At 47.3% G+C, this 18,333-nt stretch carries 13 protein-coding genes, 1 tRNA gene and 1 pseudogene; 8 read left to right on the top strand and 7 right to left on the bottom strand.

Translation table 11 applies throughout. The annotated features are described in order from the left end of the window. Positions 1-13: 13 nt before the first annotated feature. Positions 14-1,082 (bottom strand): annotated as a pseudogene (locus HLG76_RS14920) (alkaline phosphatase family protein); the annotation flags it as partial. A gap of 356 nt (positions 1,083-1,438) precedes the next feature. On the opposite strand from HLG76_RS14920, the gene HLG76_RS05255 reads away from it, so the two are divergent. Further along, a tRNA-Asn gene (locus HLG76_RS05255) sits at positions 1,439-1,514 on the top strand. 103 nt (positions 1,515-1,617) lie between these two features. On the opposite strand, the gene HLG76_RS05250 is transcribed toward HLG76_RS05255, so the two are convergent. Further along, on the bottom strand, positions 1,618-3,225 hold the full coding sequence (locus HLG76_RS05250) for an ABC transporter substrate-binding protein (protein ID WP_077605502.1): 1,608 nt from the start codon (positions 3,223-3,225) through the stop codon (positions 1,618-1,620). A 338-nt stretch (positions 3,226-3,563) separates the two neighbouring features. Here HLG76_RS05250 and HLG76_RS05245 point away from each other — a divergent pair, with 338 nt between their 5' ends. Next, the gene (locus HLG76_RS05245; protein ID WP_175993222.1) at positions 3,564-4,244 is read left to right on the top strand and encodes a glutathione S-transferase family protein; all 681 of its coding nucleotides are present in this window, start codon (positions 3,564-3,566) and stop codon (positions 4,242-4,244) included. Between the two features lie 23 nt (positions 4,245-4,267). Here HLG76_RS05245 and HLG76_RS05240 read toward each other — a convergent pair whose 3' ends face one another. Together HLG76_RS05240 and HLG76_RS05235 are read right to left on the bottom strand one after the other, a co-directional pair. Continuing rightward, entirely contained in the window at positions 4,268-4,930 is a 663-nt protein-coding gene (locus HLG76_RS05240) for a glutathione S-transferase (protein WP_077460882.1), read from the bottom strand. A gap of 87 nt (positions 4,931-5,017) precedes the next feature. Next, a complete protein-coding gene (locus HLG76_RS05235; protein WP_077460883.1) occupies positions 5,018-5,554 on the bottom strand; it encodes a hypothetical protein in 537 nt (178 codons plus the stop codon). Between the two features lie 196 nt (positions 5,555-5,750). On the opposite strand from HLG76_RS05235, the gene HLG76_RS05230 reads away from it, so the two are divergent. Beyond that, entirely contained in the window at positions 5,751-7,307 is a 1,557-nt protein-coding gene (locus HLG76_RS05230) for a cryptochrome/photolyase family protein (protein WP_368656344.1), read from the top strand. An 82-nt stretch (positions 7,308-7,389) separates the two neighbouring features. On the opposite strand, the gene HLG76_RS05225 is transcribed toward HLG76_RS05230, so the two are convergent. Further along, entirely contained in the window at positions 7,390-8,028 is a 639-nt protein-coding gene (locus HLG76_RS05225) for an OmpA family protein (RefSeq protein WP_025744343.1), read from the bottom strand. A 283-nt stretch (positions 8,029-8,311) separates the two neighbouring features. Between HLG76_RS05225 and yiaY the strand changes: the two genes are divergently transcribed. After that, the gene (gene yiaY, locus HLG76_RS05220) at positions 8,312-9,460 is read left to right on the top strand and encodes an L-threonine dehydrogenase (RefSeq protein WP_077668979.1); all 1,149 of its coding nucleotides are present in this window, start codon (positions 8,312-8,314) and stop codon (positions 9,458-9,460) included. Between the two features lie 63 nt (positions 9,461-9,523). On the opposite strand, the gene HLG76_RS05215 is transcribed toward yiaY, so the two are convergent. Beyond that, positions 9,524-10,537, bottom strand: a complete 1,014-nt coding sequence (locus HLG76_RS05215; protein ID WP_077774100.1) for a 2-hydroxyacid dehydrogenase — start codon at positions 10,535-10,537, stop codon at positions 9,524-9,526. A 168-nt stretch (positions 10,538-10,705) separates the two neighbouring features. Next, positions 10,706-12,880 (bottom strand): TonB-dependent receptor, encoded by a 2,175-nt coding sequence (locus HLG76_RS05210; protein WP_175993220.1) that lies wholly within the window; start codon positions 12,878-12,880, stop codon positions 10,706-10,708. A gap of 153 nt (positions 12,881-13,033) precedes the next feature. Here HLG76_RS05210 and HLG76_RS05205 point away from each other — a divergent pair, with 153 nt between their 5' ends. The 4 genes from HLG76_RS05205 (at position 13,034) to glpD (ending at position 18,318) form a co-directional block, all read left to right on the top strand. Further along, positions 13,034-13,738 (top strand): riboflavin synthase, encoded by a 705-nt coding sequence (locus tag HLG76_RS05205; protein WP_025744340.1) that lies wholly within the window; start codon positions 13,034-13,036, stop codon positions 13,736-13,738. 286 nt (positions 13,739-14,024) lie between these two features. Beyond that, complete coding sequence (locus HLG76_RS05200; protein ID WP_025744339.1) at positions 14,025-14,894, top strand: MIP/aquaporin family protein; 870 nt, start codon at positions 14,025-14,027, stop codon at positions 14,892-14,894. Between the two features lie 63 nt (positions 14,895-14,957). Then, positions 14,958-16,481: a glycerol kinase GlpK gene (glpK, locus tag HLG76_RS05195; protein WP_077460889.1), complete on the top strand. Its 1,524-nt coding sequence runs from the start codon at positions 14,958-14,960 to the stop codon at positions 16,479-16,481. 295 nt (positions 16,482-16,776) lie between these two features. After that, a complete protein-coding gene (glpD, locus tag HLG76_RS05190; RefSeq protein ID WP_077679584.1) occupies positions 16,777-18,318 on the top strand; it encodes a glycerol-3-phosphate dehydrogenase in 1,542 nt (513 codons plus the stop codon). Positions 18,319-18,333 lie beyond the last annotated feature (15 nt).

Genomic DNA, 18,333 nt, shown 5'->3' with positions numbered 1-18,333 from the left:
GTAGGCGAGCTGTCTAGGTCTTTGTCTTTTCGGGAAAAGAGACGCGTTGACCATCGGTCTTCAGAAGGCTAATGGTGCGTGGAGAGCCATCTTCATTCAAGGTGACCAATCCTACGGCGCTGGCATTGACGAGACGCTTCGGGCCTGGCGTATCAGGGTCGCGCCGATCAATGCGCATACGCTTGCGTTTAGTGAGCCAATTCAGTGGAGACAGTGGGCTGAATAAAACGCGATCGCACCACTCGCAAAAGCTCAGAAGTGGCTCGGGGAAGCGGTTTTTGAAACCACTGGCAGTTATTTGCCACAAACGCGGACTATGGGTGCGAAATCGGATTCGAATATCATAAGCAAACGAGTAATGCACATCCCCAGATAAAATCACATAATTGGTGGGCGTACGTTGATGACGAAAAATACTGAGTAGCGTATTGGCACTCCCTGGGTGGGCCATCCAGTTTTCGGCATCGACGACAGTCGGCGCGCCTAGCCAGGTCGCAATTCGCTGTAATACCTCGATAAATTTAACGCCAAACATGGGAGCGGCAGAGACGATCACCGCGCTATCATGCCTTAACAGATCATGTTGAAAATCCATCAGTGCTTTCCCAGTCCATCAGGCCCGACGGTTTATTCATTTGTGACTCGGATCGCCAGCGACGAGTGCGTGTATCTAACACAACAAGATGTGGCGTGGTTGGTACCGTGTAATGCCAGTGCTCAAAGCGCAGACATTGCTCCACCATAGCCTGGTGCGTCTCTGTTTGTGTGTCCAGGTCGCAAACACTAATGGGCTGATAGGCGCTTTGGCGGGCGGTAGTGAGAAAGTCTTGGCCAAAGTTATCGGGCGCATTGCCCCAACCTTGGCACAACCAGTAAGCCATCAGACCATTGCCGATAATGCGACGAGAAAAGGGATTGAGATACGCGGCCTGCTCCCAACCGACGGTGATATTCCAATCATCCGTGATGTCATGGTCATCAAAGATCATATAGGTTGATAGATGTGCTAATAGTCGCTGCACACCGGTTAAACCGGAACGAAAGGCATTGAGTGCGAGTGTTTCTTGTTGATAGCGTTCGCGTTGACTGTCGGTAAGTTGACTGGGGAGATGAAGATGAGGTCCGTCTGTTCTTCATGCTGTGTCGTACGCCGTAGCATGGGGCCGGCAATAAAGAGTGGGAGCGATGCGTCTTTATCCAATGTCTCTGGGTCCTCGAAATCAGCTACTGGGCTACTGGGCTACTGGGCTACTGGGCTACTGGGCTACTGGGTTGTATATTTGTACTTTTACCTACGTGAGTGCAAAGAAGATAGTTTAATCGTCTGATTTGTTGCCTTTTTAGCCATTCGAGCCGAGTATGTGGGGATTTATTGAAAAAAGGGTTGCACCGAGATAATGGATTGCCTATCATCTCGCTCGTTGTCGAAAAAGACAATTCCCCCATAGTTCAGTTGGTAGAACGGCGGACTGTTAATCCGTATGTCACTGGTTCGAGTCCAGTTGGGGGAGCCAAATTTAGAGAAAGCGCTAGTCGAAAGACTGGCGTTTTTTTTTGGCTTTTGTCACGTATTGTCAAACGCCACGCTAGGTAGCGTGGCGTTTGCACTTTCTGCCATTAATTTTGCGTTATGTATAGATTACGGGTGTACCGCAATTTATTCGGGTTCTCAACGTTATAACCGCCTACTTTAGGGCTTTTAATCACACTACGTGTGTAGAAGTACAGCGGAATGGCTGGCATGTCGCGAGCAAAAATACGCTCAGCTTCTTGATAGTAATCGTTGCGTTTTTCTGGGTCGACGACCGTTAGAGCTTGATCCAGCGCGTGATCATAATCTTTATTCCCCCAACTGGTTTTATTCATACCGTCACTACTGAAATAGCTCAAGAACGTCGATGCTTCGTTATAGTCACCAATCCAACCGTCTCGGGCGACATCAAAATCTTTTTGCAGCACTTTTTGTAAAAAGGTTTTCCACTCTTGGTTGGCTAAGTTGACATCAACCGGGAGGTGGCGTTTCCACATCGAGGTTACTGCCAGTGCCAGTTTTTTGTGTGACTCCATAGTGTTGTAAACCAGTTCAAACTCCAGTGGATTGTCTTGCGTAAACCCGGCTTCCGCCAATAAGGATTTGGCTTTTTGATAGCGCGCATCCTGACTCATTTCCGCCCATTCAAGCTTGGGTGCCTCAAAGTGGTTAATCGCTGGTGGGGTAGCGCCATACGCAGGAATTTGGCCTTGGCCGAGAATAATATCGGTGATGATGTTTCTATCAATGGCATAAGATAAGGCTTTGCGCACTCTGACATCGTCAAAAGGGGCCTTTTCGGTATTAAATAAGTAATAATAGGTTGCCAAAGACGGCATGGTGATCAATTCATTAGGGCGTTCTTTTTTGATTTGATCATACGCTTCCAAAGGGAAGCTCGAGGTGATATCGATCTCGCCGGTACGATAACGGTTATATTCAGCATTGACATTACTTGATGCAACATACGAAGTCTTATTAATCACTGTTTCTTTGTCGTTCCAATAAAGCGGATTTCGCTCAAGATCAATGCGCTCATTAATGACCCAGTTAGTGAGATTGTAGGCACCCGAGTTCACCATATTGTTGGGGCGAGTCCAGCTGTCACCAAACGCTTCAAGCGCATGCTGTGGTACTGGATACGTTGATGAGTGAGTCAGCATATTGGGGAAGTAAGGCGTACGACGTTCCAGGGTAAACTCAACCGTGTGATCGTCAATGGCTTTAACCCCGAGTTGCTCTGCTGGCTTTTCGCCGTCAGTGATCGCTTTTGCGTTCTGAATATTGGCGGTCCCTAAATACCAAGCGTAAGGCGCACCTGTAACAGGATCGACGACGCGTCGTAAGGTAAAGATAACGTCGTCGGCCGTTATAGGCTCACCGTCTGACCATTTCGCATCACGTAGATGAAACGTATATTTAAGTCCATCGTCACTGATTTCCCAGTCTTTCGCCAGGCCGGGCACAACCTCGCCTTCTGGATTACGAATCATTAACCCTTCAAATAAATCGGAGATAATTTTATTGCTGGCGGTATCGCTGGATTTGGTCGGGTCTAGTGTTGGTACTTCACCGGCGACGCCCCAAATGAGGGTCTGTTCATTAGCGAGGGTGACATTCTCTGGCACTTGGGCGGCAAACGCTGAACTGCATAATGTTAACGCCATGGCACTGGCGAGTATCTTGATTTTCATAAGCCTTCCTTGGTTGAGTGTTTTGTTAATAAATCTTAACAATCAATAGATTAACCCTAATTGCTGATGAAATAAAACCTAGATGAAAGAAATATGATGCGCGTTGGTGACAGCAATAAAAGGTGACACCTCGCGAGCAGCATTAAACAGGGGTTTAAGCGATTAAAGCAGCATGATCGTTGGTCTTCCTGGTGTTTGTATGGCTAAGTTGTCATGCTTTTAGCATAGAAACACGATGACTTGCTAAGCTCGTTGGATTATGCGAGCCTCAAACATTCATCTTAAATCAAATAAAATCAAGGCAAGGAACTGCTTCTGACTGTTACAAGGAGAGTAAAATGAAAGTGTACGGACATCCGCTGTCAATAAATGTTCAGAAAGTGATGTGGTTGATTGAGGAGCTGGATTTAAGTATTGCGCTAGAAGAAGTCGATATTCGTCATAGCCATCGTGACGCACAAGCCATCGCTGAGCGTTGTCCGATGCAACAAACCCCCGTTTTAGAAGACGGCCCGAATAGCGTGTGGGAGTCACATACCATATTGCGCTACCTCGTTGCTTGTTATGGTAACAAAATGTGGTATCCGGATTGTGCGTTTCAACGATCATGTTATGAACGCTGGATGGACTGGTGTCTCTCCTCATTCCAACCCGTTATTAAAAGGGCGTTATTCTCTTCAGCCTCTGACCACCCACATGCTATGTCTTCACAAGCTATGTCTTCACAAGCTATGTCTTCACAAGCTATGTCATCACGAGATATGTCATCACGAGAAAAGGCGCTAGAGCAGTGTCGTTATCATCTGGAACGAATCGATGAGGTACTGGCGGAGCAAAAATATCTCGCATCAGATCGCATAACATTGGCTGATATTGCGATAGGAAGTTTGATCCATAGCTTGCATAATGAGGCGTCTTTAACCTTGCCACCTAATATCTCTCGCTGGTATCAGCAGTTAGCTGATTTGCCAGGCTATCAGCGTTGGATCATGCAAGCAGAGTCGACTCTGCCTGCATAATACAAGCCTTAACACTGTCTTTGTTACAGTGTTTTTAGGGGGCCGACCACGCATAACGCATTCTGGTAGCCGGGTTGCTGCTCAACTTGCTCCAGATAGCGAAAAATGTTGGCGTGATGTTCGGTATGAAGCTGTGGGCGCGCTGCCAATAATGGAAAACTCATTTGAATATCGGCCGCTGTGATTTGGTCCCCACAGAGCCATTTATGATGCGCTAAATGATTATCTATCATAGCGAAATGGTCGTGTAACTGCGGCGTCAGGAACTGCTGCTTCACACCATCCATCAGCTTCCGGGCTAGGGGCCGAATAAAAAATGGCATGGGAGATTCTGGAATTTTACTGAATATCAGAGACATCACCAATGGTGGCATCAGAGAGCCTTCGGCATAATGCATCCAGTATCGATAGAGGCTCTTCTCTGTTTTTGTTTCAGGTATTAAGCTGCCATCCCCGTATGTATCTAACAAATATTCAATGATTGCGCCAGATTCCGCAATCACAATGTCCCCGTCTTCGATCACGGGCGCTTTCCCCAAGCTGTGTATTTGTTTCAACTCACGCGGTGCGAGTTTGGTTTTTGGGTCACGCTGGTGGCGAACCAACTGATATGGAACCGCCAAAGACTCCAATAACCAAACAATACGCTGAGACCGCGATTGCTCTAAATGATGTAAAGTAATCATATCGGACCGTTTTAGACTGTAATTTAAAAACTAGGCTCGGGATAACGTACGACTCTAATGCTGATTCGATCAATAATGGTTGGCAGATCATTGGGTAAGAGCGGGAAGGACTTGTCCTTCGATACGAAGATCCGGACTGATTTCTTGAATATTTGTACCGCGAATATACAGATTGCCGCCGATATAGATATCGTCAGGAATAGCGTTTATCGGTGAGTTCGTGAGGTATAAATTGCCTTCAACAAATAGACGCTGAGGGAGCGCTGTCAATGGCGTATTGACCAGGCTTAAATCGCCTCGCACCACGAGGTTAGGGGGCAGACGCGTTATTTGTGTATTGGTCAGGTTAATATAGCCACCGACTTTCATCCTCGGTAGCTGCTTCAAAGCGGTATTGGCCGCGTTAAAATACCCGCCCACCTCTAATCCGCGAGGTAGCCGTACAATATCACTGGCTTCAATATCCAGGTACCCTTTTGTTTTGAACCCTGCAGGGAGTGCTGTAATCGGCGCAAACCGCAGTTTTACGTTACCGTAATTATCTATGTAGCCGTGGAAGCGAAGGTCTTGTACAAACTGGCTAGCGGGCTCATTCATTGCCAATGTCGGATAGACAACTATCATTGGAGTGATCAACAGGCAAAATCTGACAAGAAGTGCTCGCATAAGAGTAGGGCATAATGGCTAGTGTTTGGACCAATGTAGAGCGTTTTGGCAGATATTCAAGCTGGTTGAGCTAGGCAATCATCGAAAATGTGGTTTGCTGCGTATGATTTTGCAACATTTATCTTGCAACACTTATTATGACAACGAGGTGCCAGTGAAGAGCACGCACTATAAAACTTTGCGCTTGGTGCTGGGCGATCAGCTCAATGCGAGCCATTCATGGTTTAAACAGACCGATGACTCTGTGCTTTATTTGGTTGCGGAGCTTAACCAAGAAGCCACCTATGTCAGGCATCATGTCCAAAAGGTAAGCGCATTCTTCGCGGCGATGGCGGCCTTTTCCCATGCACTTGAGCAGGCGGGTCACCATGTCTGTTACCTCACTTTAGATGACACTCAACGCTATCAAGATTTACCCGCGCTAATAAGTGCTTTGTGTGAACATTATCAGGTAAACACCTTTGCGTATCAGCGGCCGGACGAGTATCGGCTTTCGCAGCAACTCATCGCGCTCAATCTCCCCGATAAAGTGGCAATCCAATGTGTTGATACAGAGCACTTTTTATTGCCTTACGAGCATATAGCGACTCAGTTTACGGCGAATAAACATCGTAAAATGGAATATTTTTATCGGGATATGCGTCGCCAGTTTGGTGTCCTGATGGACGGTGATGCGCCAGAAGGAGGACGCTGGAATTACGATCAAGATAATCGTAACAAGCTCAAAAAAAGCGATTTAGCTGCTATTCCGTCTCCCTTAGTATTCAGTAACGATGTTCGCGATATTTTAGCTCGTATCAAACGGCATGACGTTGCGACGATCGGTGAACCTGCACCAGACCTACTCTGGCCTGTGACACGTTCACAGGCGAAAGCCTTGTTGGATCACTTTTGCCGTCATTGCTTGCCTCTGTTTGGTCAGTTTCAAGATGCCATGACGGGTCGTAGCGATCACCAATGGAGCCTCTATCACAGCCGTTTGTCGTTTGCACTGAATGCAAAGTTACTTCATCCCATGCAGGTTATTACCGTCGCGATTGAGTATTTCCGACATAGTGATGCCATCAATCTGGCGCAGATCGAAGGCTTTGTGCGTCAAATTTTAGGCTGGCGGGAGTACATCCGTGGCGTATATTGGGCAAATATGCCTGCTTATGCAGAGAAAAATGTCCTCGAGGCAAATCGACCACTCCCGCGTTATTTCTGGGATGGGCAAACCAAAATGCGCTGTGTGTCTCAAGCGGTGACCCAGTCATTGCAAACGGCCTACGCACACCATATTCAACGACTCATGGTAACGGGGAACTTTTGCTTGCTAGCCGGTATTAACCCGGATGCCGTCGATGACTGGTACTTATCAATTTATATTGATGCGATAGAATGGGTTGAGATGCCTAACACCAGGGGGATGACGCAATTTGCTGATAACGGGTTGGTTGGCACGAAACCCTATGCGGCCAGTGGCGCTTATATTAATCGCATGAGTGATTATTGCGGCGATTGTCATTACTCAGTGAAAGAGAAAGTGGGGGATAACGCGTGTCCACTGAATGCACTTTATTGGCATTTTATGCAGCGTCATCGCGATCGCTTTAGTCAAAATCCAAGAATGGCCATGCCTTACAGAAACTGGGATAAAATGGACGCTGCCCAGCGCGAGGCCATGATTGAGCGTGCAGACTATTTGCTTGCTCACCTCGATAATCTCTAGTGTTGGTGGTCAATACCTCTTTATGGTGCGCTTACTGCCAATAAGCGCACTGTGTTGCGTCACTCTTGACTAATCACCGCCGCTATTGGGTGTTTGGCACCACTTGAATCTCAACCCGACGATTCAATGCGCGATTGGATGCACTGTTATTGGCAACGAGTGGACGTGTTTCGCCAAATCCAGAGGTATAAAGGCGCGCATTGTCGATAGACTGGCTGGCAAGATAGCGTTTAACGCTCATCGCACGTCGCTCAGACAAGCCTTGGTTGTATGAGGCTGCCCCTGTGTTGTCGGTATGGCCCTCAATGCTTAAAAAGGTTTTGTCGTATTTGCGCATGACGTTGGAAACCGCATTGAGGGTGGGATAGAAGTCGGCGGCGATAGCATCTTGATCCAATCCAAAGGTAATATTCGATGGCATGATCAAACGAATGTTATCCCCTTCTCGCACTACTTGAATGCCGGAACCTGCCAATTCTTCACGGAAAGCCTGCTCTTGCTTATCCATATAGTTGCCCACCGCGGCACCACCGATCGCGCCAATGGCCGCCCCGATGAATGCGCGTTTATCTTTGTGGTTGGAGGTGGACTTACCCGCAATCGCACCGGTGATCGCGCCAATGGCCGCACCTTTTTGGGCATTCGACATGGATTCACAGCCTGTTAATGCCAGTGAGGCAGTCAAAACCGCAACCGCAGTCAGTTTATATTTTGTTCCCATTGTGTTCTCTCTATCACAAGTTAGCGATGACTCTACTCTATTGCATGTTAGACATTATTCTTCAAGAAAGTGTCAAAAAAATGATTTTCTGCTGATGTTTTAAACACAATGGACTCCGTCGCAGACACAACTCTCAGTTTTGTCTTTTATTTTGTTTATCTTGCCTAGCAAATTGCGCTGGATCAAAATGTGACGAACTAATGGCGTGTTACAAAATGGCATCAAAAGGGGAAAGCACTTTCTGCTAAAACCTCTGTTATCCCTACAAAAGGAGTCAAGGATCATGTCGAGCACTTTCTTTATCCCAGCGGTTAACCTTATGGGTGCCGGATGCCTTTCAGAAGCCGCAGACGCTATTCAATCGCATGGATTTAAAAAAGCCCTCATTGTCACCGATAAGGTGCTGAACGAAATTGGTGTCGTCAAACAAATCGCGGCGTTACTGGATAGTCGCCAGGTTGACAGTGTGGTGTATGACGGTACTCAGCCTAACCCAACAACCGGCAATGTGGCGCAAGGCCTTGAGCTTTTGCAAGCGAATCAATGTGACTGCGTGATCTCTTTGGGTGGCGGATCGCCGCATGATTGTGCGAAGGGTATCGCTTTAGTTGCCACGAACGGCGGCCATATCAGTGATTATGAAGGTGTCGATCAATCGGCGAAACCTCAACTGCCACTGATTGCGATCAATACAACAGCCGGCACGGCATCTGAGATGACGCGTTTTTGTATTATTACTGAAGAAGAACGTCATATTAAGATGGCGATTGTCGATAAGCATACCACGCCAATTATCTCGGTGAATGATCCTGAGCTTATGCTCGCGAAGCCAGCTTCACTAACCGCGGCGACCGGAATGGACGCATTAACTCACGCCGTTGAAGCGTATGTATCAACCGCCGCGACACCGATCACGGATGCCGTCGCGCTCAAAGCAATGACCTTGATTCAAGAGCACCTTCGTACCGCCGTGGCTGACGGACAGAATATTGAGGCACGTGAACAAATGGCTTATGCGCAGTTTATGGCCGGTATGGCATTCAATAATGCGTCGCTCGGCTATGTGCATGCCATGGCACATCAGCTCGGCGGGTTTTATGACCTCCCTCATGGTGTGTGTAACGCGGTATTGCTCCCCCATGTTCAGCGCTATAACGCGCAAGTCTGTGCAAGTCGTTTACGCGATGTGGCAACTGCGATGGGCGTTGATACCGAAAACATGACTGAGGATGAAGGTGCGAAAGCCGCAATCCAAGCGATTCAGTCGTTGTCAACGGATGTAGGTATTCCTGCAGGTCTGAATGAATTGGGCGTTAAACAATACGATATTGATGTGTTGACGGAAAATGCGCTCAAAGATGCTTGCGGGTTTACCAATCCGAAGCAAGCAACCCATGAAGAAATTGCTAAAATTTTCATGGAAGCCATGTAATCAGCCGCTAAATCGATATTGAAGAACAAAAGGCCTGAGCGATCAGGCCTTTTTTAATCGGCGTTAATCGCTTCTGTCTTCCACTTCGACGATTTGGTTTTGGCAAGTCTGACCACTTAGTACGATCTGAATGTTCGCCAATGTGGTCTCGGCAATGTTGTGCAGTGCTTCTTTGGTTAAGAAAGCCTGGTGGCCGGTAATCAATACGTTGTGGCAGGCTGAAAGCCGACGAAATACGTCATCCACAATCACATCATTCGATTTATCTTGGAAAAAGAGATCGCGCTCATTGTCGTAGACATCTAAGCCTAATGAGCCAATTCGGCCTTGTTTGAGTGCTTCGATGGCCGCGACAGAATCAAGAAGCTCGCCCCGACTGGTGTTTATCACCATCACACCGTCTTTCATTTGATTGAATGCGTTGGCACTGAGTAAATGGTAGTTCTCTTTAGACATGGGGCAATGTAAAGAAACCACATCACTTTGCGCATAAAGCGTTTCTTTTGAAACATATTCCGCCCCCAGTTCAAGGGCCTGTGGGTTTTGATAGGGATCGTGGCAGAGTAGACGCATCCCTAGGCCGTTGAGAATGCGCATGGTCGCAATACCAATTTTTCCTGTACCAATAATCCCCGCTGTTTTGCCATGAAAGTTGAAGCCGACTAAACCCTCGAGCTCAAAGTTGGCGTCGCGGGTACGTTGATACGCTTTATGGAAACGACGATTAAGACACATCATCATGCCAACCGTGTGCTCGGCGACCGATTCAGGCGAGTACGCGGGCACGCGCACAACCGTGATCCCCAGTGATTTAGCTGCGTCGAGATCGACACGGTCGTAGCCAGCGCAACGCAAGGCTACGAGAGAAGTCCCTGCCTTTGCGAGAATTTCAAGTACGGGGCGAGACAAATCATCGTTTACAAACGCACAAACCACCTCGGCACCTTGCGCCATTTTGGCTGTTTTGTCAGTGAGTTGGAAATCATGAAACTCAAACGTGTACGCAAATGCGTCGTTGACATGAGTAAAGGCGGCCTTGTCATAAGATTTCGCGCTAAATACGGCAATGGTCGTCATTAAATAGCCTCCGGTTTAATCGGGGGAGGTGAATGGTCTCTATCAATAACGTGATTTTGATCAGAAATAAACCATTAAATTTATCAGGATAATCGTGTCGGTTATGGTACGAAATTGCAAAGCCGAACTTGTGTTCGGCTTTGATAATGTTGTGTCTCCCTCGCTTGCCTAGAACCTAATAGTGGCATTAATGCGTATATCTCGGCCAGCTGCTGGCACGCCGGCAGAAAGGTAGGGTGAGTAATATTGATCGGTAAGATTGATGATAGTGGCACGTAGTACAAAATCATCACTGGGCTTCCATTCACCATACAAGTTTTGGAAAAAGTAGGCGTCACTTGCCACGTTTGCAGTGTGCAAAGAAGGCTCGTTAGGAACACGATCTTGCTCGTCCCAATACTGCCCTTGCCATGCGATTTGAATGGTATCTGTCAGTTGGTGTCCGATACCGAACATTGCACTTAGTGGTGGGGTTTCGTACCAGTATTCGTCTGCGCCTGTGCTATCGCGCAATGATCCTTTATGTTTCCCCCTAACAATAGAAACAGACGCATCGGTGAACCAATCGTAGAGACGATATTGTAACTGTGCGTCGAGGCCGTAGGTATATAGCCCTTCTAGGTTGGTATAGTAGCCTTCTTTTTGTTTTGTCGCATTTATGCCACGACGCTGAGCAACGTCATGAATGATGTCATTCCAGAACAGCGTGACCTCAGTAGCAAGGTGATCGCTTTCAGTCAACACACGTTGATGCTCATTAGTCATACCTAATAGATACGCATTGACTCGAGTCACGGAAAGATCCCGACTTGTCGAGGCCCGTTTAGAGGCTCTTGCATACTGCACCGTATACAATTCGTCAATTGTTGGTGCTTTCAAGCCATAAGCATAGGCGGCTTTGATTTGCGTAGATGGACTGACATCGTAGACCAATGCAATACGCGGCTCCCAACCCTGGTGAGTAACAGCACTATAGTCATGACCTACAGATGGGTCGTTATAATCAGGTGCTAAGTTTGGCACGCCCTCTGATCGAATATGGTTATAGCGCAGCGAGGCGGTTAGTTCGAGATCTGGAGTAATGAAGTATCTATCTTGGACAAACGCACTTTGAGTTCGCTGTTCACCAGATGGTTCAAAGTTTGGTGTATAGTACCCGTAGTTTTTCGCTGGTTTTTTTCGATAAGTATGATTGTAAACGCGAGAGTCTCGGTTTTGGTCTTGGTATTGAGCGCCGATCATAATTTCGTGATCACCGAAGTGGCTAGTATTCGTCAATTCTGCAAACCAACGCTCATATGATAACCATACCTGATGACCGTATTGACCCGAAGAAATATAAGATTGATAGGTGCTGTCGGGTCTTTCCCAATAACGATGGTTTTGTGAATGTGCGATCACGACACTAGTGTCTATAAAGTTATTAAACGGTTGATAGTGGTAATTCAGGGTACTGGTATACTCGCGATAATGATTATCCACCGATGTGGCAAATAATGCCGCTTCGTAGCTACCATACTTATCTATTTTGTAATTACTAATCGAAGGCATGGCGCCGCGTCGATTTGCCCACGGTTTTCTTCCCTGGTCGTCATACCGTGTGTGGCTTAACATAAAATCATGCGCACCAGATTGATAATGAATTTTACCGAGCAAGCTATGTTGGGCGTAGCCCGAGAAATCAAATGTCTCTCCGTTTCCTAGCTCAATATCATCTGCATCACGTTTTGACCCATGGAGCAATACCGACCAGCCAGAGTCGGATTTGCCAAAGGCAGTAATACTGCGTTTCCATTGTTGGTTCACGCTATTAAAGCCAGCCTGAGCCGTCGCACCGATTGACTCATCCGCATCAAGAAAGTCTGCAGCTTCTTTTGTTTCCATAATAAAACTGCCGCCAAAGGCGCCCACACTGGCACGAACGTTATGATCGCCTTTTACCACGCGGACAGATCTTAGCAACTGAGGATCGAGGAAAAAACTGCCATATCGATACTGTTGAAATCCGACTGGAGCACCATCTATACGGACAGATAGTGCTGAGGGGTGAGAAAACCCCCACACATTGATACGTTCACTGCCTGGGCGCGCACCGGCATCAAGTGAGACGCCGGGCATTTTCATGACCAACTCTCCGATGTTATGAGCCTGTTCGCGTTGAATATCGTCCAGCTCTAAAGTCGATTTTCCCGGTGAAATAAGGGTAATAGGATGGTTTAGTTGCTCACCTTGCACCTTAATGGTTTCAATGCTGTCGGGAGAGCGATTCGTGTTAGCACTGGCGGTATGAATGCCAATAGCGAAGGCTGCCAAAATGGCAAAGCATAAAGAAGGATACGGCATACTCATAATACTTTACTGACGTATAAAAATGCGCACTATACGCCGGCTAATCACAACTATCAATGCTAATGAGATTGATTATCACTTGTGCGAGTTGGTTATTTTTGTTGCCAAGCAGTATGATGATGGGAAATTCTTAATAGGATATCCCCCATGTTTACCGGAATTATTCAAGCGGTGGCAAATATTGACGTTTGTCGCGATCACCAAGGTATTCGAACGTTCGATATTCGCTTCCCAGATGGCTTTTGTGATGGATTAGAAATTGGTGCCAGTGTCGCCATTGATGGCGTATGTTTGACGGTCACTGAGCGATTAGAAGCGAATCTTGTGCGTTTTGATGTGATGCTACAAAGCTTAGCGATAACGACGTTACGTTCGTTTAATACTGGCGATAGCGTGAATGCGGAGCGAGCAGCGAAAGATGGCGCAGAAATCGGCGGACATCCGTTATCGGGGCATGTGGATTGCTGTGCTTTAGTGCATGACGTGCTGTTTCAAGAGGAAAATTGTCGATTGCGATTTTCCTTAGCAACGTCATGGATGCGCTACATCTTTGCCAAAGGCTATATCGCTATTAATGGTGCAAGCTTGACCATTGCCGACGTAAACAAGGATGAAGGGTGGTTTGACGTTTGGTTGATCCCAGAGACGCGGCGAATGACAACGTTCGAGCGAAAGACTGTCGGTGATTCCGTTAATATAGAAATCGAGCGACAAACCCAAGTGATGGTGGATACCGTGCGTGATACGTTGAGCGAAAAGCTTGGCCCCTTACTTCCTGTGCTCGAATCGTTAGCAAAGGAGAAAGGGATCGATCTTGATACACTTGGGGTCTCAATGCCAACCTCTCGATAACAAAAAGATAACAACAAAGCGCGCTCCTCAACGATCACTGCATGGATATGAGGGGCGCCAAGCCTTGCCATCCCTAGCTTTCTAGCCATCCCACTGTGTGTGCGCATTTTGTGCGCGAACATGCTCAAATAATGATGTAGTTAACAAAAATGTCAGTATTAAGTCATAAAATTATGCTCGAACGCTCATTTTTGTTGTGAGTTTGTTTTCGAGATGCTGTGATTATGCAAAATGGTAGTGTGGTTTTGAACGTGTACCCCTACTAATAGTGACAAGGATAATCATCATGAAAAAAGCATCGTCGACTCTATTAGGCGAGTGCGTGTCCGAGTTTATCGGCACGGGCTTGCTCATTTTCTTTGGCGTGGGTTGTGTGGCAGCGCTGGTACTGACTGGCGCCGATTTTGGTCAGTGGGAAATCAGTATCGTCTGGGGCTTTGGTGTGGCGATTGCCATTTACTGCACAGCAGGTGTCTCAGGCGCGCATATTAATCCTGCCGTTACCATCGCTCTCGCGGCCTTCCATGGCTTTGATAAAAGTAAAGTTGTTCCCTACATTATTTCGCAAATGCTTGGTGCGTTTGCGTCCGCCGCACTTGTTTACAGTCTATATAGCAATCTTTTCGTCGAGTGGGAGTTAGCCAATAATGTTGTTCGGAGTAGCCCCGAGGCCTTAGCAACCGCAGGTATCTTCTCAACGTATCCGCATCAAGCTCTGTCTTTCATGGGCGCCATGGCGGTTGAATTTGTGATCACAGCGGTGTTGATGTTTGGCATCTTAGCGCTAGGCGATGAAAATAATGGCGCTGCACGTGGCCCAATGAATCCATTACTCATCGGTATTTTGATTGCGGTTATCGGTGGCTCGTTAGGTCCATTGACCGGTTTTGCAATGAACCCTGCGCGTGATTTCGGTCCTAAACTATTTGCCTTCTTTGCCGGATGGGATTATGCCCTGACAGGCGCACGCGATATTCCGTACTTTATTGTGCCCATTGTCGCACCAATTTTAGGGGCCTGTTTCGGTGGTTGGCTGTATCCAAAAGTGATTGCCCCATACCTGCCTCAAGAGGGCCATGGTTGCACCATTCCTAACCAGTGTGATGATGAGGAGCTGGAGCTGGCTGAAACCGAGACGCAAAAAGTAAACGCATAAGTAGCATGGGCGCGTTAGTGCGCCATAACGACTAAAATATAAGAGATAGAAGGAAACCCGATTATGTCTGCGCACAAATATATCGTTGCTCTAGACCAAGGTACTACCAGCTCACGCGCCGTCGTCATGGATCATGACGCGAATATTGTGGGTGTGTCTCAGCGCGAATTTACCCAGATTTATCCTCAAGCCGGTTGGGTCGAGCATGATCCAATGGAAATTTACGCGACACAAAGCTCCACCTTAGTTGAGGTGTTGGGCAAAACGGGTATCCGTAGTGATGAGATTGCGGGTATCGGTATTACAAACCAGCGTGAAACCACGGTAGTCTGGAATAAAGAAACCGGAAAACCTGTGTACAACGCGATTGTGTGGCAATGCCGTCGTACCGCCGACATTTGTGATGACTTGCGCGAGCGTGGTTTAACTTCATATGTTCGCGATAACACTGGGCTTGTACTTGATCCGTATTTCTCAGGTACAAAAGTGAAGTGGATTTTGGACAACGTCGAAGGCGCGCGAGAGGACGCAGAAGCGGGTAAGCTATTGTTTGGTACCGTGGATACCTGGCTGGTCTGGAAAATGACCCAAGGGCGTGTGCATGTGACGGATTATACCAATGCGTCACGAACTATGTTGTTTAATATCAATGATATGTGCTGGGATCAAAAAATGCTCGATGAGCTCGGTATCCCCGCTTCAATGTTACCTGAAGTGCGTCGCTCTTCTGAGGTATATGGGCAAACGAATATCGGCGGTAAAGGCGGGACACGTATTCCAATTGCTGGGATCGCGGGTGACCAACAGGCTGCGCTATTTGGTCAAATGTGTGTAGAAGCCGGACAAGCGAAAAATACCTACGGCACAGGGTGCTTCTTGCTGATGAATACCGGGCAAGAGAAAGTTACGTCTTCTCATGGCCTGCTGACGACGATTGGTTGTGGTCCACAGGGTGAACCTTCTTATGCGCTTGAGGGCGCGGTCTTTATGGGCGGAGCCTCTATCCAGTGGTTACGTGATGAGCTTAAAGTGCTCGAAGACGCGCACGATTCTGAGTATTTTGCCACTAAAGTCGATACGTCAAATGGTGTTTATGTGGTCCCGGCTTTCACGGGATTAGGCGCCCCCTACTGGGATGCATATGCCCGCGGTACTATTGTAGGCTTAACGCGCGGTGTGAATTCAAACCATATTATTCGAGCAACATTGGAAGGGATTGCTTACCAAACTCGTGACGTATTGGATGCAATGCAAGCCGATTCAGGTATCAAGCTCGCGGCGTTACGCGTGGATGGTGGTGCCGTTGCCAATGACTTCTTGATGCAATTCCAAGCCGATGTGCTTAATACGGAAGTTCACCGTCCCGAAGTGACGGAAGTCACGGCGCTGGGCGCAGGTTATCTTGCGGGGATGGCTGTTGGTTTCTGGGGTAGCCTGGATGAGTTAAAAGACAAAGCGAAACTCAATCGTAGCTTTGAGCCTCATCAGGATGAAGAAAAGCGGAACCGTCGTTACCGTGGTTGGAAGCGTGCGGTAAAATGTGCTCAGGCATGGGCACAGCTTCATGATGAGGAAGAAGACATTTAATTACGTCTAAACCGAGTTATCTTCAAAAGGCGCGTTTTCGCGCCTTTTTTTATGCCTGAACGCAGACGGGTGAATTCTGCTTTATTGAATAACAGAGTGACAACGACCTGCTTCTGCTACGTTAATCTTGGCTTTACGGTTCACAATTCACGCATTTTTATAACACTTATTCTACACTTGTCACACTCGATAATAATTTTTCGAACATTAATAGTGACCGAAAACGAAAGTTGATATACAGTTATACCCATCAATTAATGTTCGTTCGCTCATATCTGGACAAGGTCGGCTAATAATGACTACGCATAATACTCATCAAGAAGCATTACTCGATATTATCGTCGTGGGAGGCGGTATCAATGGTGCGGGCATCGCTGCAGATGCAGCAGGTCGCGGGCTTAATGTTGGATTGTACGATGCAAAAGATTTCGCATCGGCCACATCGTCAGCAAGCTCAAAGTTGATTCATGGCGGGCTTCGCTATTTAGAGCATTATGAATTTCGTTTGGTTTCCGAAGCGCTAGCAGAGCGTGAAGTGCTAATCAATAAAGCGCCGCATATTGCCTTTCCTATGCGCTTTCGTTTGCCGCATCGCTCTTATCTGCGCCCCGCGTGGATGATTCGTTGTGGCCTCTTTTTATATGACAATTTAGGTAAACGTTCGACGTTACCAAGTAGCCACAAAGTGGATCTCAGTAAAACCGGCTATATGAAAAAAGAGATGAAGATCGGTTTTGAGTACTCTGATGCGTGGGTAGATGATGCGCGTCTCACACTGCTTAACGCTCAGTTTACCAAAGAGAAAGGCGGTGAAGTGCGTAACTATTGTAAAGTGGTGACGGCAGAGCGTGAAAACAATATCTGGCGTGTTACCTTAGAAGATGCACATACCGGCGAGCGTTTTGAGCGCAAGTCGAAAGCCTTGGTGAATGCAACAGGGCCTTGGGTCAAACAATTCTACGACGATAGTCTTCATGAAAAATCGCCACGTGGGATCAAAATGATCAAAGGCTCTCATATGGTGGTGCCACGTATCCATCAAGATCCACAAGCCTATATTCTGCAAAATAATGATGGTCGTATTGTATTTGTGATCCCTTACCTGGATAAGTTTTCACTGATTGGCACCACGGATGTTGAACACAAAGCGGATCCGCGTGAAGCTAAAATTGATGATGCTGAAGTTGATTATCTGGTTGATGTGGTCAATCAGCATTTTACGCACCAAATCAAACGCGAGGATGTTATTTGGACCTACAGTGGTGTGCGTCCTCTATGTGATGACGAATCGGATTCACCGCAGGCAATGACACGTGACTATACCATTGAGTTAGAGCAGCAGGGCAGTCAAGCGCCGCTCGTATCTATCTTCGGCGGTAAGCTCACGACGTATCGTAAACTGGCCGAATCAGCCATACATAAACTTGAGCCATTTTTCGATAAAATGGGTCAGCCTTGGACCGCAAACGGAACGTTACCTGGTGGTGACTTCAGCTGTGGTCGCGATGATCTGGCCATGTCAATCAAGCAACGTTACCCGTGGTTAAGTCACGAGACGGCGCAGCGATTTGTGGACACATACGGTACTTGCACCCATCAGTTGATGAAAGGCTGCACCAGCGAGGCAGATATGGGACGTCAGTTTGCAGATGGTGTTTATCAAGCTGAGCTAAATTATCTCATTCAACACGAGTTTGTGCAGCATGTTGAAGACGCGCTATGGCGCCGTACGAAGCTTGGTCTCTATTTGACTGAAGAGCAGGCTGATGCGATTAGCCAGTACATCGAGCAACAGCGCGTCAAGGTGCATGCACTGCCATTGAGTGAAGCGAGCTAACACTTGGTAAAGTGA

This window comes from Salinivibrio sp. EAGSL, assembly GCF_013366455.1.
In the GTDB taxonomy this organism is placed as follows: Bacteria; Pseudomonadota; Gammaproteobacteria; order Enterobacterales; family Vibrionaceae; genus Salinivibrio; species Salinivibrio costicola.
Note: the sequence above shows the minus strand (reverse complement) of the source record. Positions and strands in the feature narration are given on the sequence as shown.

What these genes read in the sequence shown, in the direction of transcription:
- HLG76_RS05250 (WP_077605502.1), bottom strand. Translation starts at nt 3,225, where the DNA reads ATGAAAATCAAGATACTCGCCAGTGCCATGGCGTTAACATTATGCAGT.
- HLG76_RS05245 (WP_175993222.1), top strand. Translation starts at nt 3,564, where the DNA reads ATGAAAGTGTACGGACATCCGCTGTCAATAAATGTTCAGAAAGTGATG.
- HLG76_RS05240 (WP_077460882.1), bottom strand. Translation starts at nt 4,930, where the DNA reads ATGATTACTTTACATCATTTAGAGCAATCGCGGTCTCAGCGTATTGTT.
- HLG76_RS05235 (WP_077460883.1), bottom strand. Translation starts at nt 5,554, where the DNA reads ATGATAGTTGTCTATCCGACATTGGCAATGAATGAGCCCGCTAGCCAG.
- HLG76_RS05225 (WP_025744343.1), bottom strand. Translation starts at nt 8,028, where the DNA reads ATGGGAACAAAATATAAACTGACTGCGGTTGCGGTTTTGACTGCCTCA.
- yiaY (WP_077668979.1), top strand. Translation starts at nt 8,312, where the DNA reads ATGTCGAGCACTTTCTTTATCCCAGCGGTTAACCTTATGGGTGCCGGA.
- HLG76_RS05215 (WP_077774100.1), bottom strand. Translation starts at nt 10,537, where the DNA reads ATGACGACCATTGCCGTATTTAGCGCGAAATCTTATGACAAGGCCGCC.
- HLG76_RS05210 (WP_175993220.1), bottom strand. Translation starts at nt 12,880, where the DNA reads ATGCCGTATCCTTCTTTATGCTTTGCCATTTTGGCAGCCTTCGCTATT.
- HLG76_RS05205 (WP_025744340.1), top strand. Translation starts at nt 13,034, where the DNA reads ATGTTTACCGGAATTATTCAAGCGGTGGCAAATATTGACGTTTGTCGC.
- HLG76_RS05200 (WP_025744339.1), top strand. Translation starts at nt 14,025, where the DNA reads ATGAAAAAAGCATCGTCGACTCTATTAGGCGAGTGCGTGTCCGAGTTT.
- glpK (WP_077460889.1), top strand. Translation starts at nt 14,958, where the DNA reads ATGTCTGCGCACAAATATATCGTTGCTCTAGACCAAGGTACTACCAGC.
- glpD (WP_077679584.1), top strand. Translation starts at nt 16,777, where the DNA reads ATGACTACGCATAATACTCATCAAGAAGCATTACTCGATATTATCGTC.